This window comes from Lacunimicrobium album (genome assembly GCF_052161635.1).
GTDB lineage: Bacteria > Planctomycetota > Planctomycetia > Planctomycetales > Planctomycetaceae > SXPC01.
In genome coordinates this window covers 704,780-724,634 of sequence record NZ_CP197413.1, presented here as the reverse complement: position 1 = coordinate 724,634, position 19,855 = coordinate 704,780, and the positions used below count along the sequence as shown (strand labels likewise).

13 protein-coding genes and 1 pseudogene are annotated in these 19,855 nt (G+C 53.2%); all 14 read left to right on the top strand.

The genetic code is table 11. The annotated features are described in order from the left end of the window. Window positions 1-567: 567 nt before the first annotated feature. Window positions 568-1,221, top strand: a pseudogene (locus SH248x_RS02865) (ABC transporter permease); the annotation flags it as partial. A 52-nt stretch (window positions 1,222-1,273) separates the two neighbouring features. After that, the gene (locus tag SH248x_RS02860) at window positions 1,274-2,158 is read left to right on the top strand and encodes an ABC transporter ATP-binding protein (RefSeq protein WP_459557014.1); all 885 of its coding nucleotides are present in this window, start codon (window positions 1,274-1,276) and stop codon (window positions 2,156-2,158) included. Between the two features lie 39 nt (window positions 2,159-2,197). Further along, entirely contained in the window at window positions 2,198-3,145 is a 948-nt protein-coding gene (locus tag SH248x_RS02855; protein ID WP_459557013.1) for an ABC transporter ATP-binding protein, read from the top strand. Further along, window positions 3,129-4,943: a DmsC/YnfH family molybdoenzyme membrane anchor subunit gene (locus SH248x_RS02850; RefSeq protein ID WP_459557012.1), complete on the top strand. Its 1,815-nt coding sequence runs from the start codon at window positions 3,129-3,131 to the stop codon at window positions 4,941-4,943. Before SH248x_RS02855 ends, SH248x_RS02850 begins: the two co-directional genes overlap by 17 nt. After that, entirely contained in the window at window positions 4,940-7,201 is a 2,262-nt protein-coding gene (locus SH248x_RS02845) for a molybdopterin oxidoreductase family protein (protein ID WP_459557011.1), read from the top strand. Before SH248x_RS02850 ends, SH248x_RS02845 begins: the two co-directional genes overlap by 4 nt. Further along, a complete protein-coding gene (locus tag SH248x_RS02840; RefSeq protein WP_459557010.1) occupies window positions 7,194-9,053 on the top strand; it encodes a NirA family protein in 1,860 nt (619 codons plus the stop codon). Before SH248x_RS02845 ends, SH248x_RS02840 begins: the two co-directional genes overlap by 8 nt. 55 nt (window positions 9,054-9,108) lie before the next feature. After that, window positions 9,109-10,695, top strand: a complete 1,587-nt coding sequence (locus SH248x_RS02835; RefSeq protein ID WP_459557009.1) for a ferredoxin reductase domain-containing protein — start codon at window positions 9,109-9,111, stop codon at window positions 10,693-10,695. Window positions 10,696-10,751: 56 nt separating this feature from the next. Then, window positions 10,752-12,749, top strand: coding sequence for an FAD-dependent oxidoreductase (locus SH248x_RS02830; protein ID WP_459557008.1), 1,998 nt, complete (start codon window positions 10,752-10,754; stop codon window positions 12,747-12,749). 18 nt (window positions 12,750-12,767) lie between these two features. Continuing rightward, entirely contained in the window at window positions 12,768-14,105 is a 1,338-nt protein-coding gene (locus SH248x_RS02825) for a cytochrome c3 family protein (RefSeq protein WP_459557007.1), read from the top strand. 11 nt (window positions 14,106-14,116) lie between these two features. After that, complete coding sequence (locus SH248x_RS02820; RefSeq protein WP_459557006.1) at window positions 14,117-14,785, top strand: Tll0287-like domain-containing protein; 669 nt, start codon at window positions 14,117-14,119, stop codon at window positions 14,783-14,785. Between the two features lie 53 nt (window positions 14,786-14,838). Continuing rightward, on the top strand, window positions 14,839-15,267 hold the full coding sequence (locus SH248x_RS02815; protein WP_459557005.1) for a globin family protein: 429 nt from the start codon (window positions 14,839-14,841) through the stop codon (window positions 15,265-15,267). Window positions 15,268-15,301: 34 nt separating this feature from the next. Beyond that, window positions 15,302-16,534 (top strand): two-component system sensor histidine kinase NtrB, encoded by a 1,233-nt coding sequence (locus SH248x_RS02810; protein WP_459557004.1) that lies wholly within the window; start codon window positions 15,302-15,304, stop codon window positions 16,532-16,534. Next, window positions 16,531-17,148, top strand: a complete 618-nt coding sequence (locus SH248x_RS02805; protein WP_459557003.1) for a response regulator transcription factor — start codon at window positions 16,531-16,533, stop codon at window positions 17,146-17,148. The genes SH248x_RS02810 and SH248x_RS02805 overlap by 4 nt, the downstream gene beginning before the upstream one ends. 426 nt (window positions 17,149-17,574) lie before the next feature. Continuing rightward, on the top strand, window positions 17,575-19,818 hold the full coding sequence (locus tag SH248x_RS02800) for a peptidase domain-containing ABC transporter (protein ID WP_459557002.1): 2,244 nt from the start codon (window positions 17,575-17,577) through the stop codon (window positions 19,816-19,818). Window positions 19,819-19,855 lie beyond the last annotated feature (37 nt).

Here is a 19,855-nt window from a genome sequence, read left to right as displayed (position 1 = left end):
ATAGAAATCGGCCGCGATGAGTTTCTGGCCAAGACGGTTGGCCCCGTGCAAAAGGAACTGAATGATCTTAGTGAAGAGCAGACCTCTCAGGAAAAGGCAATGCTCGACGCGATCAAACAAACGGCGTCAGGGATTACCGAGAAGAGTTCCACAACCGACCGTGAAGCATTGATCGCTGCGATGGTGAAATACAACGGACTCAAGAAAGAGAACAACGAGAAACTGAAGACGATTCAGGAAAAGCTCACGAACATTTCGTCAGTGAAGTATCAGCCCTATCTGAACGCGCTGAAGCAGCAGACAAATGTCGTGGAGGAGATCATCTTCCTCGAGAAGCGGAAAGAGCTTTTAACGGTCGGGAATCGCGAATCCAGGGTGGCACAAAGCGAGGCGGATCTGGAACGTCTGAAGTCTGAGTTTGCAACCGCGACAGGGGCACAGACTCTTGGCCTGGCCAATCGCATCGTCAAGACTGAAGAGCGACTGCAGACCATGGAAAAATCTGCGTATGCAAAACCATGGACACTCCCGCTTCAAACGCTTCGCAGCCTGGCGTGTGTCTTCACTGGTTTTGTCCTCGCGACAATGATCGCTGTGCCGATCGGGATTCTCTGTGGGTTGAGCAGCACGTTCATGGCGGCTGTGACTCCTTTTATCGCGATGTTCAAGCCCGTTTCGCCGATCGTCTGGTTGCCGATTGCCTTGATCATTGTTGGTGGTTTGATTCCCGATCCAGACAATCATTGGCTGCTGCATTTGCTGGAACGTCTGCCGCTGATCGGCTGGATGAAGATCAATCCTGCATTCATCGCGTCTGCGGTGACAGTCGCGCTTTGTTCGTTGTGGCCGACGCTGGTCAATACCGCGCTTGGTGTCGCCTCGATCGACAAGGACCACATGAACGTGGCCCGCGTCCTCAGACTCGGATTTACTCGACGTCTGGTGAGCATTGTCATTCCCTCGGCCATGCCGCTGATTTTTGCCGGGATGCGAATTTCACTGGGAGTTGGCTGGATGGTGTTGATCGCCGCCGAGTTGCTGGCCTCGAGTGAAGGGATTGGCAAATTCGTCTGGGATATGTTCAACAATGGCTCCTCTGCCACGTTTGCCCAGATGTTTGTCGTGGTGTTCGTGGTCGGAGTGATCGGGTTCCTGCTGGACCGGATCATGATCATTCTGCAGCGACTCGTCAGCTTTGATGGAGCACCGGCAGCAATCTGATTCACTGTCTCAGCGAGCGATTTTCCTTCTTTCAGTTTGACGGAATGACAACATGGCCTTTCTGGAAATGAATGATGTCTCGATTGCCTTTGGACATGGCAGTGAGCGTCATGTCGTGCTCAACGATTTGAATCTGTCCGTTCGTAAGAATGAGTTCGTTGCGGTGATCGGATTCTCTGGAAGTGGCAAGAGTACTCTGATGTCACTGATGGCTGGTCTGCAAAGACCGACTCAAGGTCAGATCACACTGCATGGAGATCCTGTCCGCGAACCGGGCCCGAAGCTGGGAATCGTCTTTCAGAATTACTCACTGCTGCCATGGTTGACGGTCTCAGGAAACATCGAAATCGCTGTTCGACAAGTCTTCCCCAGGATGCATGGCGATGAAAAAGTTGCCTATATCCAGCGCTACATCAATCTTGTGAGTCTGACGGGATCTGAGCACAAAAAGCCACATGAACTGTCCGGTGGAATGCGACAGCGTCTTTCACTGGCGAGAACCTTGTCAATGCAGCCAGAAATCCTGCTGCTGGATGAACCGCTCAGCGCCCTGGATGCCTTAACGCGAGCCAATCTTCAAGACGAAATCGTTCGCCTATGGGAGCAGGATCAGCGGACGGTCGTGATGATCACAAATGATGTCGATGAAGCTGTTCTGATGGCCGATCGGATCGTCACGCTGACCCAGGGACCGATGGCGTCTTTTGGAGAAGAGTTCATCGTCGACCTGCCTCGCCCGCGTGATCGGACGACTCTCAACTTCAATGAAGACTTTAAACGACTTCGCAATGAAGTGACACGTTACATGTCTCACATGGGAGAGGAAAAGCGTCGGACTCGCGTGGAGTTACTGACACCGCTGCCTGACATCTCGCCAGTTGCATGGGATTCACGACGACGTCGCGTTGTCACCGAGGAAGTCGTCGTTGCCAGCTAGTCTTCCTGCTCTTCAGGCGGTTCACGATAGGAACTCATCATGTTGTCTCTTTCCGAAAAACGATATGTCGAGATTCACAACGTCACGAAGGCGTACCCGAATCCGCGCGGGGAAGATGTCGTTGTGGTTGACGGGTTCAACCTGATCATGCCCAAGGGAGAGTTTGTCAGCATTATTGGACATAGCGGCTGCGGGAAATCGACGGTTCTCACCATGGTTGCCGGGCTGAACTCCATCACATCGGGAGGAGTGGTGGTCGATGGTCGTGAAATCAGCGAGGCTGGTCCTGACCGGGCGGTTGTCTTTCAGTCGCCATGCTTACTCCCCTGGATGACGGCTTTTGAGAATGTCTTACTGGGAGTGAAAAATGTCTATCCGCATGCGACAAAGCAGCAACGAGCGGACATCGTCTCCCACTACCTGCAACTGGTCGGGCTGGGTGACTCGATGCATCGGTATCCGCGCGAGCTGTCTGGAGGAATGCAGCAGCGAGTCGGCATCGCGCGGGCTTTGGCATTGAGGCCGAAGATGCTGTTACTGGATGAGCCATTTGGAAGACTCGATTCACTGACCCGGATGGAACTTCAGGACGTCATTCTTGAAATTCTCGCCGAGGAGCAGATCACGACGATGCTGGTGACTCATGACGTGGATGAGGCAATCTATATGTCAGATCGCATCGTCATGATGACGAATGGCCCTCGCGCTCGCGTGGGTGAGATTCTCGCGATCCCGATTCCTCGGATACGAAAACGCGATGAAGTGCTGGAGCATCCAGATTACTACCGTTATCGGGGGCATTTGATCTCGTTTCTGGAAGGACTGGCTCACTCACACCCAGGACGCAGCCGGACGCCAGAGTACGAAGACACATGCCATGCCGTCGCGAGCTATGAAGACACAAGCCACGACATCCCGATCCATTTCGAGACAGCCAAAGCAACTTGCGATTTGATTTCTTCTGGTACACATGCTGGAAACGAATAACGTGACAGGGACGACTCTCAATCCGATTTTGCCAGCTTCGTCGTCTGAGACGGCGGAGTTTGAGATCACGCGCCACGGAATCGCGACCGTGGTGGATGATCGTCCCACTTCGGAGATTGGTGCCCACAGTGATCTGCTTGGTCTCCTCCTCGGCCAGCAGAAGAGTCTGTCAGCCGTGGAGATGTTCTCCTATTTGTATGACGAACCGTGCCTGCTGCCGCCGTCTCAGGAGCGCTATTACAAGACACTGCTGCCGACTGCAAAGCCTGGGTTGAATCAACAATACGCGTTCCAGGTCAACCTGGATCGCTGTTCTGGTTGCAAGGCCTGTGTGTCTGCCTGTCATACGTTGAATGGTCTGGAAGAATCAGAGACCTGGCGTGATGTGGGAGTCTTGCATCAGAAAGAGGCCGAGCAGTCATTCCTGCAGCATGTCACCTCGGCCTGTCATCACTGCGTCGACCCGGCGTGTCTGAAAGGTTGTCCAACGAATGCCTATGAGAAAGATCCGCTGACGGGCATTGTTTATCACCTGGATGACCAGTGCTTTGGCTGTCAGTACTGCACGCTCGCCTGCCCTTATGGCGTTCCCAAGTATAGCGCCAGCAAGGGGATTGTCCGTAAATGCGACATGTGTCGGAATCGACTGGCGGTGAATGAGGCACCTGCCTGCGTGCAAGCCTGCCCCCATGAGGCCATCTCCATTACGGTGGTTGATGTGGATGAGATTCTGGCTGATGCGGCGTCTAACGTGTTTCTGCCACGGACACACGATGCTTCCTACACCAAACCAACGACCCGTTACCTGTCGAAAACACCTCTTCCCCGTGATCTGACAACCGGAGACGACGATGACATTCAACCAGAGCATGCACACTTGCCTTTGATCTTGATGCTGGTGCTGATGCAGGCGTCGCTGGGAGGATATCTGGCTGCGACGGGCCTCTGTTTTGTGGGCGGGTTTGAGTTTTCACAGATGTCGATAATAGGCCTGATCATCCTGTCGTTTCTACTGGGACAGGCGGGACTCGTCGCGGCGACGTTGCACTTAGGACGCCCGCTGTATGCGTTTCGAGGCATTCTAGGAATACGTCACTCCTGGTTATCACGCGAAGCGGTCGCGTTTGGCGGATATGCGGTATTCACCGGACTGGCGGCGTTTCTGGCGGGGTATCAGACAATCGCTGCCTCTGTCGAGTCTTGGCTGCCAGGAGTCGCGCCGCTGTTGACTGGCTCTCTTCTACAAACCGGGCTGCTTGGATCGTTGCTGGGATCTGTGACCTTTGGAATCCTCGGGACATATTGCTCAGTGATGGTTTACGTCTTCACGCAACGCTCGTTATGGAATTTTCATCGGACGAATTTGAGGTTTTTTGGAACGGCTGTCGTGACAGGACTTTCGCTGGTGTTGACGATTCTCGTCAGTGAACCAGAGACGAGCTCGATTGCTGTCCGCGTCCTATCGCTTCTTCTGGTGATGCTGGCTGGTTCCAAGATCCTTGGCGAATTCGCTCTTCTCTGGCGCCTGAAGGATACTCGGCTCACGGACGACAAGAAGACATCCTTGTTGTTGACTGGAGCACTTCGCTCGACCGTTGTGTTACGGATTGCGTGTGGAGTGGTCGGAGGAATCGCTATCCCTGCGTTGATTGGGATGGGTGTCGGATCTGTCCCGCTACCGCTTCTGACTGGAGTGGCCGTGGTTGGATGTCTATTCGTGATCGCGGGAGAATTGGCAGAACGGACTCTCTTCTTTCAAGCGGTGATTGCCCCCAGAATGCCGGGAGGGATGCGATGAGTCAGGTCGTTGAACCAACAAAACCAACCTCGCCTTTTGAAGATGCCCTCCGACTGGTGCATGCTGCCAGCGGCAGTTTGACCCGCGAACTGTCACTGCGAGCAGGAGGACACGGACTGGGTCAAGTCCCGGACTCGCTTCGTCCGACTGCGACGACAACCATGGTCTGCGGGTTCTGTTCGACGGGCTGTGGATTGAAAGTGCATCTTGGTGACGGAGGTGCCATCGGCCTGTCGCCAACAACAGAGTATCCAGTCAACCTCGGCATGGCGTGTCCCAAGGGCTGGGAGGCGCTGGAAGTCACCAAGGCCTCTGATCGCGCGACCCATCCCCTGATGAGAAACTCTTTCGGAGAATTGAGACCAGTCGAGTGGGACACAGCGCTCGAAGCATTTTGTCGGAACTTCAAACGTATTCAGCAAAAGTACGGAAACGAGTCGGTTGCCTTCATCAGTACAGGGCAGATTCCGACGGAAGAAATGGTGTTCCTCGGATCGCTGGCCAAATTTGGCATGGGGATCGTCCATGGAGATGGTAACACCCGTCAGTGCATGGCGACGGCGGCGACAGCCTATAAGCAGAGCTTTGGCTTCGATGCTCCCCCTTTCACGTATGACGATTTTGAGCAATCGGACCTTCTGATCTTCGTCGGCGCTAATCCATGCATCGCGCACCCAATTCTCTGGGAACGTGTGATGAGAAATCGACGTGGTGCGGAAATCGTTGTCATCGATCCACGCACCACGGAAACCGCCATGCAGTCTCATCGTCATCTGGCGATTCAGCCCAAATCGGATCTCGTGCTGTTTTATGGACTGGCGAACCTGTTGATCCAGAATGACTGGATTGATCGTGAGTTCATCAACGCCTCGACCACTGGATTTGACGAGTTTGCCAGTTTCGTCAGTGACTATCCTCTCGAACGGGTCGTGGAGCAGACAGGTCTCGAGCGTTCGCAGATCGTTGAACTCGCAGAGCAGATTCACCAGCGATCTCGCGTTTCGTTCTGGTGGACGATGGGAGTCAATCAGAGCTACGAAGGAACACGGGTTGCCCAGAGTCTGATCAATCTGTCGCTGATGACGGGCAATATCGGTCGACCAGGAACGGGGGCGAACTCAATCACCGGCCAATGCAACGCGATGGGGTCCCGAATCTTCAGCAATACGACGGGCTTGCTCGGCGGTCACGATTTTACCTCGGCTGGTGATCGCGAGAAAATCGCGACACTGCTGGGAATCGATGTCGCACGAATTCCTGATCGGAACAGCTGGTCGTATCACGAGATTATCGACGGCATCGAAACCGGGCACATCAAAGGGCTGTGGGTGATTGCAACAAACCCCGCTCACTCCTGGATCAACCAGAATCGCTTCAAAAGGCTGCGGGACAAACTCGAATACCTGGTTGTGCAAGACATGTATTCGACGACCGAAACTGCCCAGATGGCGGATCTGGTCCTGCCCGCCGCCGGTTGGGGAGAGAAAGAGGGGACGTTCATCAATTCGGAGCGTCGTCTGGGGGTGATCAAGAAAGTCCAGGCTGCTCCGGGACAGGCGATCGCAGATTTTTCGATCTTTCGCCTGATCAGTGAGTATTGGGGCTGTGGCGAGATGTTTCGTGGATGGACATCGCCTGACAAAGTGTTTGAGGTCATGAAGAGGATCTCAGCGGGACAGCCGTGTGATCTGACCGGGATCGTGAACTACAAGATGATTGATGAGCAGGGAGGAATTCAATGGCCCTGCCTGCCATCTGAAAGTACGCCTGACAAAGAGCGTCGCTTATTTGAGGATGGCCGCTTTTATCATGCCGATGGCCGGGCGAGATTTCTTTTTGAAGCACCTCGACCCAACCCGGAGCCGACCGATGACTCGTATCCGTTGACATTGCTGACAGGACGCGGGACGGCTTCCCAGTGGCATACACAGACACGGACGAGCAAGTCCGCTGTCCTCAGGAAGCTGTATCCGCAGTCGATCTATGTTGAGATTCATCCTGTCGATGCAAAGACGTTCCAGGTGGAATCCGGAAAGCAGATCGACATCGTGTCTCGACGTGGACGAATTTCGGCCAAGGCTTTTGTGACAAGTAACGTCCAGCCAGGACAACTCTTTGTCCCTATGCATTACGAGCAAGCCAATCAACTGACGCTGGATGTGTTCGACCCGTATTCCAAACAGCCATCGTACAAACAGTGTTCCGTGCGACTGGAACCAGCAGCAATTCACGCCAGGACAGGAGGCAGCCATGAGTGAGCAAAACGGCTTTAACAAAGACCAGCAATCGTATCTGCAGGGGTTCATGCTCGGTGCAGATGTTGCGCGGACAGTTCGTGGACTGCCAGTGCTGTCTGGCTCGTGTGGTCCCGTCGCGGGCGGCGCGAACGTCCAGGTTGGAGGGACAATTCCTGCGGGTCTGTCATCTGTGCTCAACGGGGGATCCAATCGTCCGGCTGGTCCCGAGTCAATTCATTATGACGCTCAGCAGAAAGTCCTTGATGCGGGGAAAAAGCTCTCAGGCGAGGAAAAAGCAAAACGGGACAAGTCCCCTTTTGACATGTGGGATGAATTGCTCGTGCATGCCCGCGAGGGACGATTTCCCAAAGGAACGGATGCCTTCCTGTTCAAATACCAGGGACTCTTTTACGTCTCCCCTGCACAGGATTCTTACATGTGCCGACTGCGCATTCCCGGGGGAGAACTGAAGTCCTATCAAATGCGTGGACTGGCTGATCTGGCTGACCTGTATGCCGGCGGGGCGGCCGACATGACGACGCGGGCAAATCTTCAGTACCGTCATATCAGCGCCGAGAATGGGGTGCATGTGTTACTGGGGCTGATGGACCTGGGGCTGATCATCCGTGGGTCAGGTGCTGACAACATTCGAAACGTGACGTCGTCACCAACCAGTGGCTTTGATCCTGACGAGTTAATCGAGACATTGCCGCTGGCCCGTCAGATGCATCACTACATTTTGCAGCATCGGGAAATGTATGGACTGCCCCGCAAGTTCAACATCGCCTTCGATGGCGGTGGGCGGATCGCCAGTCTCGATGACACCAACGACATCGGCTTTTCCGCTGTTCGCATTGGCGACGACGCAGCGACATCGTGCGTTCCAGCTGGTGTTTACTTCCGCCTGACACTGGGGGGCATTACCGGCCACTGTGACTTCGCGCGGGATACGGGATACCTTGTCACCGCTGAAGAATGTATTCCGGTCGCGGCTGCGATTGTGAAAGTCTTCTCAATGCTGGGAGATCGAACGGATCGGAAGAAAGCGCGTCTGAAATATGTCCTTGATGGAATGGGATTTGAAGGTTTCTTGAACGAGGTTCAGAAGCATTTGAAATTTCCATTGCGGGCATTCGATGTCTCCACCTGCGAGCCACGTCCGCAGGTCGATCGATTTGGTCATGTCGGAGTTCATCGTCAGTCACAAAGCGAGACGTGCTACATTGGAGTCGTCGCTCCGGTCGGTCATCTGACCTCTCATCAGATGAGGCAGTTGTCGGAAATCGCAGATAGATATGGCAGCGGCCGACTTCGATTGACTGTCTGGCAGAACCTCATCATTCCTGATATCCGGGACAGCGATCTGGAAGCCGCCCAGCAGATGATCGAAGAAGCAGGACTGGAGTGGTCACCGCACAGTATTCGTGCCAATCTGATTGCATGTACGGGAAGTGCCGGTTGCAAGTATGCCGGTGCAGATACAAAACGAAACGCATTAGAGCTAGCGGCCTATCTGGAAGAACGGATCGAACTGGACTCGCCGATCAATATCCATTTCACCGGCTGTCACCATTCCTGTGCTCAGCACTATATCGGCGACATCGGGATGATCGGGACAAAAGTAGAAGTCGGCGATGAGATGGTCGATGGCTATCACGTCTTTGTCGGTGGAGGGTATGGAGAGAAAGCAGCGATCGCAGAAGAGCTGTTTCGATCCGTGACCGAGGCTGAGTTGCCGTCGAAGATTCTGCAGTTGCTGGAACTGTATATCGAGCAACGCGTGGAGGGTGAGCAGTTCGTCGATTTCGTGCGTCGTGTTGGAATGACGGAACTCCGACGACTCTGTCTGGAAACGACCTTTGTCACCGCGTAATCGAGTCATCATTTCTTTCTGACTGAATGTTTCACCTTATCTCCAGGGCATGACAATGACTGCAATGCTGATTCCTGAAACAGCTCCCTTCTCCAGCGAACAACGGGCTTGGTTGAATGGCTTTTTCGCGGGCATGCTCGGTCTCAATGAGACCAATGGAACGATGTCGGCCGGGCTCGTAGCATCGAGTTCGTCAGCGGTCATTGAGCAGACTGTTGAAGAGATCGCAGACACGGATCTTCCCTGGCATGATCCCGGTTTGAGCATCGACGAGAGAATGGCAGCCGCGAAGGATCAGCCGGTTGAAATGAAATTGATGGCAGCCATGGCGCAGTTGAACTGCGGTGCCTGTGGTTATCTCTGTCGAACCTATTCGACCGCGATCGCCACAGGAGAAGAAAAAAGCCTGACGAAATGCGTCCCTGGAGGAAAGCCGACCTCGAAGATGCTCAAGAAGATTCTTGAGGAGAATCCCGTCAACGTCAGCAGTTCGAAGACGTTAGAAAAAGTAGCGACAGAACCCGCATCACGATTCAGCCGCGATACGCCGCTGCTGGCGAAGCTGGTTCAAAGTTCCAGACTCAATGCAGAGACATCTGAGAAGGATACGCGACACGTTGTGATCGACCTTGGAGAAAGTGGTCTGACGTATCAGGTGGGAGATGCACTCGGTGTTTACCCTTCCAACTGCGATGAACTGGTCGAAAACGTGATGTCAGCCATTGCCGCAGATAGGACAACAACGGTTGAGTACGCAGGCTTGACGATATCACTGTCTGAGGTATTGACACATCACGTTTGTTTGAAGGGGATCAGTGATGACTTGATCGATCTGGTCAAGAAGTCATTGAAAGGGGAAGAACAAGTAGCAGCACTGGAGACCTTGATTGACGAAGATGAGGCGGGAGAACTCGATATTCTGGATGTCTTACACCATTTTCCCGGCGTGGCCATCTCTGCTCAAGAGTTTGTCACCTCGCTGTCGCCGCTTTCGCCTCGGCTCTACTCCATTGCCAGTTCGCAGAAGATCAATCATCGCGAAGTCCATCTGACAGTCGGTCGTCAGATTCGCCATGTGAAGAATCGGATACGAAAAGGGGTTGCATCCACGATGTTTTCGGATCGCCTGCAGGCGGGAAGTGACGTTAGAGTTTACGTACATCCCGCTCACGCGTTTCATGTGCCAGTCAATGATGATAAGCCGTTGATCATGGTGGGCCCGGGAACGGGAATTGCCCCCTTTCGTGCCTTTCTTCAGGAACGAGCAGCCAGAAATGCCAGAGGTAAAAACTGGCTGTTCTTCGGCGATCAACGTTCGGAGACTGATTTTCTCTACCGCGAAGAGCTAGATAATTATCTGCAGACTGGTCAGTTGACACGTCTGAGCACCGCCTTTAGTCGTGATCAGGAACAAAAGGTGTATGTGCAGGATCGGATGATGGAGTCGGCAGTCGAGATCTTCGAGTGGCTGGAGGAAGGGGGCTCATTCTGTGTCTGTGGCGATGCCAGAAGAATGGCCAGAGACGTCGATCAGACACTTCATGCGATCATTGAACAACAGGGGAAGATGACTGCTGCTCAGGCAAAAGCCTATGTATTGGAAATGGTGAAGCAGAAACGATATCTTCGCGATGTCTATTGATGAGATCGCTGGATAGGCTTTCTCTCTCCCTCAAACCGTGTTGCTCATTGGACAAGATGTCAATTCGAGAAAATCAACCGATCCGATCCCCGAGCGGCGGCGTCCAGACGCTGGTCGTCGTTGGCAATGGGCCGGTTGGTTTCGCTTTTCTCGATAAACTCACATCGCTTGACGGCGCAGCAGACTGGAAGATTATCGTTTTTGGCGAGGAATCAGGAGCGGCTTACGATCGGGTTCGCTTGAGTGAGTTATTTGGAACGAACCCCGACGATCAACTTGATTTGGCAACTTTGGAATGGTACGCAGAACGCAAGATCGAGCTCATCTCTCATGAGCCGGTGACGTCGATTGATCCGGCCAAGCAGTCGATCGTGACCAGCCTGGGACGATGCGTTCACTATGATCGCCTGGTGCTTGCAACCGGCGCAAGTCCGTTAATCCCGCCGATTCCTGGCATCGAAAGCGAAGGCGTGTTTGTTTATCGGACACGGGAAGATGTCGAAAAGATTCGTTCGTATGGATCCCGGGCGACGTCCGCAGCAGTTATCGGCAGCGGGCTATTAGGACTGGAGGCAGCCAATGCTCTTCGACAGATGGGCCTTGAGACGCACATTGTCGAAGTGGCATCGGCGATCATGCCCAAGCAACTCGATACGGAGGGGGCAGCGTTGCTTCGAGTCCAGATGGAACAACTTGGACTCACGTTTCACTTGCTTCATCGCACACAAGCCATTATTCGCGATGGCCAGAAACTAGTCTTAAATTTTGATCTTTATGAACCGCTGTCAGTTGATCTGGTTGTGGTTGCAACGGGCATTCGCCCTCGTGACGAACTCGCGGCCGGTTGTGGTCTGAAGTTATCCGAGCGAGGAGGAGTCATCGTAAATGACAATCTTCAGACTTCGGATCGCCGTATCTTTGCTATTGGTGAATGTGCCGTACATCGTGGCATTCATTATGGACTGGTCGCGCCGGGGCGTCAGATGGCTGATGTCCTGGCCAGCAATTTTGTCGGCCACGAAACCTCCTTTACAGGCAGTGACTTTTCCACTCGCTTGAAGCTGATGGGTGTCGATGTCTGTACGTTGGGAGATTATCTGCAGTCGGGCGCGAATTATGATCATCTGAGTTGGTCTGGTGAAAATGTCTATCGAAAAATCGTATTGAAGTCGGGACGAATCGTCGGGGCGATTGTCGTAGGCCAGGCGGCAGAACTCTCGCGGTTACATCAGGCGATTTTGAACCAAGAATCGGTTTCACTCTGGCAGAAGAATCGCTTTCGAGTTCAGGGACGAATCTGGGATCGTGACGTAGCAGAACATATTTCCCGCTGGCCGGGCTCTGCTGTTGTCTGCAATTGTGTGAAAGTAACGAAAGCTCAATTAACCACGGCCTATGAAAATGGCTGTGTCAGTGTCTCGCAGCTTTCCGCATGTACGCGAGCAGGGACCGTCTGCGGATCATGTCGACCGTTGCTGTCTGATTTTGTGGGTGATTCTTCGATCGAACGTGGTCGACTCAGCAGCACTCGTCTACTGATCTGCTCGATCTCGACGCTGGCGTTCATTGCCGCGTGGATCGTCATTGGGCCGATCCCTGCTGCTCAGTCTGTCACATCCGCATGGTATGACTGGCAGAAACTCTGGAATGATTTTTATTACCAGCAGTTGACTGGCTTCTCGGCAGTGGGAGTGCTGGCAGTCGGGATGGTGTTCAGTTTGAGAAAGCGGTGGAAGCGATTCCAATGGGGAGAGTTTCGAGACTGGCGTCTGGCTCACGGCGTGCTGGCGTTGCTCGTAGTCATACTCGTCATGGTTCACACAGGACTGCAGTTCGGGCGAAACTTCAATGGAGTCCTGTTAGCAACATTCTTACTTGTCTCAGCCTCAGGAAGCCTGGTTGGCATCGCGAGTTCGTTGTCGGATTCCAGCCCCAAGTCAGGAGTGCGTCTGAAAACTCGCTCGATGATGTTTGGGATTCATGTCGCGTTGTTTTTGCCTCTTCCGGCTCTCTTGGTGTTTCATGTGATCAGTGCCTATTACTTTGGGAATTAATCAAAAGTCTCTGTCCACATGTTGAAGTACTCATTCTGGATCTGGATTGGAATCACCGTCGGGCTGTCAATTGCCCTGTCGCTGGCGTTTCCATCGTCCAAGGGAATGAATGCCTCCGCAGCTGTCTTTCTACCTGGCAAGACATCCCATGGACATCATCAGATCGAGCTGAAGTGTTCTGCATGCCATGATGCCATGATGGGAGTTCGTGAAGATGCCTGTCTGCAATGCCATCAGGAGGCGCTGAAAGCATCACGTGATACCCATCCGAAATCCAAATTCGATGATCCTGCGATGGCAAAGCATGTGAGCAAGATCGACGCGCGGAGTTGCCTGACGTGTCATAAAGAACACGTTTCCGAGCAGACACACGCCATGGGCGTCACAGTGCCTCTCGATTATTGCAGCTTTTGTCACAGCGACATCGGCGAACATCGAATCAGTCACAAAGGATTTTCTTTCCAGAGTTGTTCGACTGCTGGATGCCATAACTACCACGATAACACCGCGCTCTATGAAAAATTCCTGACGGATCATGCTGACGAGCCGAGCGTCAAAGAGAATCCACGCCTGCCAGTCAGGAAGCCCACAGTGTCTGCGAACTCACTGATCCTGGGCCAGCAGGATGTTCCACCGAACATGGTTGTCGAAGGATCGATCCTTGAGGACTGGGTCCAGACAGCACATGCAAAGGCCGGCGTGAACTGTCAGGCGTGCCATACATCAAAGAGCAAGTCAGAGAGTCTGTGGTCAGTCAGGGTCGGAATGGAAGCCTGCCAGGCATGTCATGAAAAGAATGTCGATGGCTTTTTAGAAGGAATGCATGGAATGCGACTGGCCGTGGGGCTGTCCGCGATGACCCCCGCACAATCAACCTTGAAGATGTCACCACATTCTCTGCACGCAGAATTGAACTGTATGGCCTGCCATGATGACCATCGCTTTGATACACAGTTCGCTGCGGTGGAAGCCTGTTTAAAGTGCCATGATGACGCCCACTCGCGGGCCTATGTTGGCTCATCACATGAGCAACTTTGGCGAGAGGAATTGGCTGGGAAGGCGGAAGCCGGGAGTGGAGTGACATGCGCCAGCTGCCACATGCCACGCGGAGTCGACCGCAAAGGAAACGTCGCCGTTGTGCATAATCAGAATGAAACCTTGCGCCCCAATGAGAAGATGATTCGTGCGGTCTGCATCAACTGTCACGGACTTCAGTTCAGTCTGGATTCTTTGGCCGATCCTCAACTGGTCGACTTGTGTTATTCGCAGACACCTGACATTCATGTCCAGAGCCTGACGATGGCTGTCGAGCGAATGAATTCACGACTCAAATCGAGAACGAACGCTAAGAAATAATCTCTCTTTCAATGATCTTTCGAATTACGGATACGCCCATCGTGATGACTTACAGTTCCTCGATCCTCTGGTTTCGATACGCAGTCACAGTGACCGGACTCAGCTGCCTGATCAGTGCAGGCTGTACGCGATCAGAAATGAGCGTCGATCCCAAAGCCTCATCAAGCACAAACTCGGGAGGCATCTCTCCGCAGAGACTGGCAGATGCGGTGCATGCCGTTGTCATGGCGGATCGGACCGTTTACGCCACTCATGTCGTCTCGAATCTGCAGGAGCAGAATGCACCTGTGATGCCCAGCGAGTATTGGGATTCAGAAGAACATAAGGTTCCACTTCCGGCGCAGATGTTTCGCATGGGGGCAGAACTCGTCAACAAGAATCCTGACGCCGGCTTTACTTATGGGCTGAAATCAAAATGGCCTCTCAACAGGCAGAACAGGCCTGGCACTGATGTGGAAGAAAAAGGGCTCGAGTACGTCGCTGAGCATATCGGCGAAAACTTCTATGCCGACGAAGTCATTGAAGGAAAGAAGTACCTGGTTGCTGTTTATCCCGATAAGGCGGTGACCCAGGCCTGCTGGGACTGCCACAACAATCACGCCGAGCGAGGTGATGACTACCCTGTCTTCAAAGAGGGAGACGTGATGGGTGGAGTCATTGTCCGCGTCGTTGTTCCTTAAACCCAGCGATTTCTTTTGTCATCATTTTCTCTTTCTTCTCACCTGGATTGCCCATGACCCCAGAACAAAAAACGCTCGTACAATCATCCTGGAAACTGGTCTCGCCGATTTCCAGCACTGCAGCCGATCTGTTTTACGGACGGCTGTTTGAGTTGGATCCATCATTACGAAGTTTGTTTCCCGACGATATTCAGGAACAAAAGGTGAAGCTGATGCAGATGCTGGCGTACTGCGTTCATGGGCTGGATCATCTTGACCGAATTGTCTCGAATGTGCAGGCACTTGGGATCCGCCACAATGATTACCGCGTGAAACCTGAGCACTATCAGACCGTGGGGGCTGCCCTTCTGTGGACTCTTGAGCAAGGACTGGGACCAGCATTCACCGATGAGACCCGTCAAGCATGGATTGAAGTCTACACGATCCTCTCAAGTGTTATGATAGAAGCAGCCCGCCAGTCTCCGAATGCCATTCTCGAGTAACCTGCGAAATACCTGACAACATCCCGAGTCGATCATGCCCTCTTCTTCTAAAAATGATGCAAACGCCGTGTTGGCTGAAAATCAGCGACTCGCAGAGAAGTGCGCGCGACTCGAAACCCGATTAAGCGCGATCGACCACAATTATGAGCTTTACCGCGTCCTGGCGGAGACTGCGACCGATGCAATCATCTCGGTCGATAGCGCAGGGTTGATCATCTACGTCAACGAAAGTGTGGCGAAGCTTTTCGGAGTCGAGGCTAGTTCATTGGTGGGGCGACCATTGATGTCGCTTATCCCGGTCGAGTTTCAAGCAAGTCATGAAGCCGCTTTTGCAAGGTTCCAGAGGACTCATGAAAGAACCATGAACTGGTCCGGCGTGGAAGCCCATATTTTCCATTCCTCTGGAACAAAGATCCCCGTTGAGATCTCATTTGCCTGCGTCAAGGATGCGTCAGGGAAGTACAGTTTCACTGGTTATGTTCGTGATATTCGGCAGAGAAAGGCGACCGAAGAATTCATCCGACGTCGAATTGATGATCTGGCTCATGTTCATCGACTCAATACCGTAGGAGAACTTGCAGGCGGTCTTGCACATGAGCTCAATCAGCCTTTATCTGCCATCTGCCTGCAGTCGGACCTGCTCCGACAAATGATTGCTGAGCGAACTGACATCGAGCAAAACGTGACAGATACCTTGTCTGACATCGCCATGCAGGCCGAACGGGCCGCATCCATCATTCGCTCGTTGCGCGCGATGATTCGAAAATCAGAACCGAGCCGTGCCCCTGTCGATTTGAATGAGATTATCCGCTCTGCAGTTTCTTTCTCGAATCACTACACCAATCACGGCAAGGCTGAGGTCAAGTTGCACCTGCAGGCAAGTCTTCCGACAGTCTATGCGGACCGGACGCAGTTAGAGCAGGTTTTACTCAATCTGATCTACAACGCGCTGGACGCAATGCCTGTCAGTCAGAAAGACGATCGTGTCTGCATCATTCGTTCCCAGTTCGATTCACAATCACCTTCGATTCTCATCGAGGTCGCTGACTTCGGACAGGGAATCACGGGAGCTGACTATGAGAAAGTCTTTGAGCAGTTTTACACAACCAAGATCCATGGGATGGGACTTGGGCTGGCGATCTGTCGCCGAATCATCCAGTCCCACGGCGGGCGACTGACAGCCGGTCCCAATCATCCGCGTGGAGCAATCTTCCAGATCGTTCTTCCTGTCAGCCATGCGCAACTGGAGCAAGATTCACAACGATGAGTACTCCAGTGGTCAATGTTGTCGATGATGATCCAGCCGTTTCGCAGGCAATCGCGATTGTGGCCAAGTCGTTGGGTTATGGCGCAGCCGTCTATCGAAGCGCGGAAGATTTTCTTTATGGACACGACCCGGAACGCCCGGGATGTCTGATTCTTGACATCAAAATGCCAGGGATGAGCGGACTCGAACTGCAGAAAATGCTTGTCGACGCAGGGGTTGGTCTTCCCGTCATTATGATTAGCGGGCATGCCGATATTTCAATGGCAGTGACTGCGATGAGCCGAGGGGCATACACGTTTCTCGAGAAGCCGTTTCGTCTTGATGTCCTTCAACAGCAGATACGCGGGAGTATCGAAAAGGACAGACTCATCCGGCTGAAAAAGTCGAAACGCATTGACGCTCAGACCCGCTTAGCACGCCTGACCGACAAAGAGCAGGAAGTGCTTGAGATGATTCATCAGGGACTGACCAATAAACAGATGGCTGAGAAGCTGAACTTGACTGTGAGAACGGTGGAAGACCGTCGCTCGCGAGTCATGCGCAAAGTAGAGGTCAACACGCTCGCCGATTTATTTGAGCTGATGTTCGCAGTGCGCGACGAACCTTGCATTTAAATGAAACCTCGGGGCGGAGAGGTTCAAAGGAAATCACGACGGCACTGGGAGAGTTATTGTCAGCTGCATTTTGATCTCACACCTCAACAAGGTGGGCTGAGCGATTGTGGAAATTGCAGCATTTGTGGCAGAACTCAGATTGGCAACCACGACGTAAGGTAATACCGCGTAATGATTTGAGGGATTTCACGCATTCCGGAATCCGTATTGAACCGGCAGAGACACAAAATCTGAGCTATTATGATTGTGGTTTCGCGAGTCCAATAACGTATTCGTTGTGTCGCTTAAATGACGCTGGCGAAAGGAGATCCATATTCTCATCAGAATTATTCTGACTATAATTCCCACGCTATTCATCCAACTTGATCGATTCGTCGTTTCAACGATTGACGTTACCACTTTGACTCTCGATTTTGAGGAGAACTCGTGAACCCCACCTCGACCAAGGGCTCGGCCGAGCAGGTCACCGCGATTCTTGAAGCCGTTTTGCAGAACTGCGGACAGGCGGTCGAACGATCACAGATCAGGCGCGTTGCCTCAGACGCATTCACCTCCGCTCAAGAAGCACGACGGGACGACTGGTGGCGTCCTGCAATTGAGACGACACAAAGCCTGGGCCTGAAAGCCAAGGTTATCGACTGTAACTTTGCGCAGTTTGTTCAGTTAGCGCGTGAAGGAGCTGCCCTTGTAACCCTGCAGGATTCGGACACCTGGAACGCTGTCATTAAGGTGAAGTCCAAGAAGTTTCTGCTGGTTTATTTTGATGGGGCGACTCAATCCGTCTGGCTGAGGAAGAACCAGCTCAGTGAACAGCTGAAGGCTGATAAGAACACGATTCGGTGTATTGTTATTGAGCCTGGAAATCTCGAAGCCTGTCCATCAGGATTCGCGCAGGCGAACAGCGTTCTGATCCCGGGTGACAACGATCCGACCCATGGCGGTCTGGAGCCCGACGGTCGTCGATACAAGAAAAGTCATCACGACGATCATCAGTCTCCCTCGAAACTGCTTTGGCGACTTCTGAGACCGGAATGGTCGGATATCTGGATCGTCGTTCTGTTTGCGATGGTCGCAGGTGTGTTATCACTGGCGACTCCGCTGGCGATTGAATCGCTGGTCAATACGGTCGCGTTTGGAAATGTTTTGCAACCCGTCGTGGTGCTGTCGGTCATTCTGCTGGCGTTCCTGCTGTTCCTGGCTGCGATCAAGGCCTTGCAGACGTATGTCGTCGAAATTATTCAACGAAGACTGTTTGCCCGCGTGGTTGCGGATTTGGCATACCGACTGCCTCGCGCGGAAATTGATTCGTTCGGGCATCACGAGCCGAGGGAACTGGTCAACCGATTCTTCGAGATCGTAACCGTTCAAAAAGTCACCGCATCCATGTTGCTCGACGGGGTTTCGCTGGTGATTTCGACGCTCGTCGGGATGGCGGTGCTGGCGTTTTATCACCCGTGGCTATTGGGGTTTGATATTGTCCTGCTGGTCGCTGGCGCAGTGATTATCTTCGTCCTGGGACGTGGCGGTATCAGAACGAGTATTGATGAATCGTATGCGAAGTATGCCACCGCAGCATGGTTGCAGGATATCGCAGGCAATACGAAGACGTTCCGTCATTATGGTGGCGTCGAGTTTGCGATGGAGCGTGCCGACCGTTTCACGCACCAGTATCTGACCGATCGACGGCTGCAGTTTAATATCCTCATGCGACAGATTTTGTTTGCGCTCCTGCTGCAGGCGCTGGCGAGTACAGCGCTCCTGGGCATTGGAGGCTTCCTCGTCATTTCCGGTCAGTTGACGCTGGGACAACTAGTGGCGGCAGAATTGATCGTCACGGTCATTGTGTCTTCTCTGGCCAAGCTGGGGAAGCACCTGGAAGAGTTTTACGACCTGATGGCGTCGATGGATAAGCTTGGTTATCTGTTCTCGCTTCCGGTGGCTGAGCAGTCGGGACTTCTGTCGTTGCAGACAGGTAAGCCTGCTTCCGTTGAGATCGTCAATCTTGCTTATGTGACTCCACACGGCCACGACGTCTTGAATCACGTCAACCTGATGATTGGTGCGGGAGAGCATTGGGCGATCACCGGGCCGAGCAGCAGCGGCAAGTCGACGCTCCTCAGTATGCTCTTCGGCCTGAAAGTTCCGACCCAGGGTCACCTGACGATTGATCGTTTTGATCCTCGTGATGTTCGTCCGGATGTTCTGCGTCGTCATGTCTCGCTTGTCTCGGAAGTCGAGATTTTCACAGGGACGCTTGCCGAGAATCTGCACCTGCAGCGTCCCGATGTTACCATGCCGCAGCTGCGCGATGCGCTCGAGCATGTCGGCCTTCTGGATGAAATTCTTAAGCTTCCGGATGGCTTGGAAACGTCTTTGATTACCGGTGGGTCGCCTTTGACTCAAAACCAGTCGCGGCGTCTGATGCTGGCTCGCGCGATTGTTGCAAGACCGGGGCTGTTACTCATTGATGAGGTTCTTGATGCCCTGCCTGACGAAGAAGCAGAGCGGATCATGAGTTATCTGATTCGTCCTGATCATCCATGGACGCTGATCCTGGTGACCGGTCGCAAGCAGCTTGCCTCGATGTGCGAGTATCGCCTGCGACTAATGGGGCATACAGCCGTGCCAGAAATGTCCAGCCCGCGTCTGATAGATGCGACGTCGACTTGATGTTCTCGCGACTGTCTAATCCACGCCCTTCATGCCA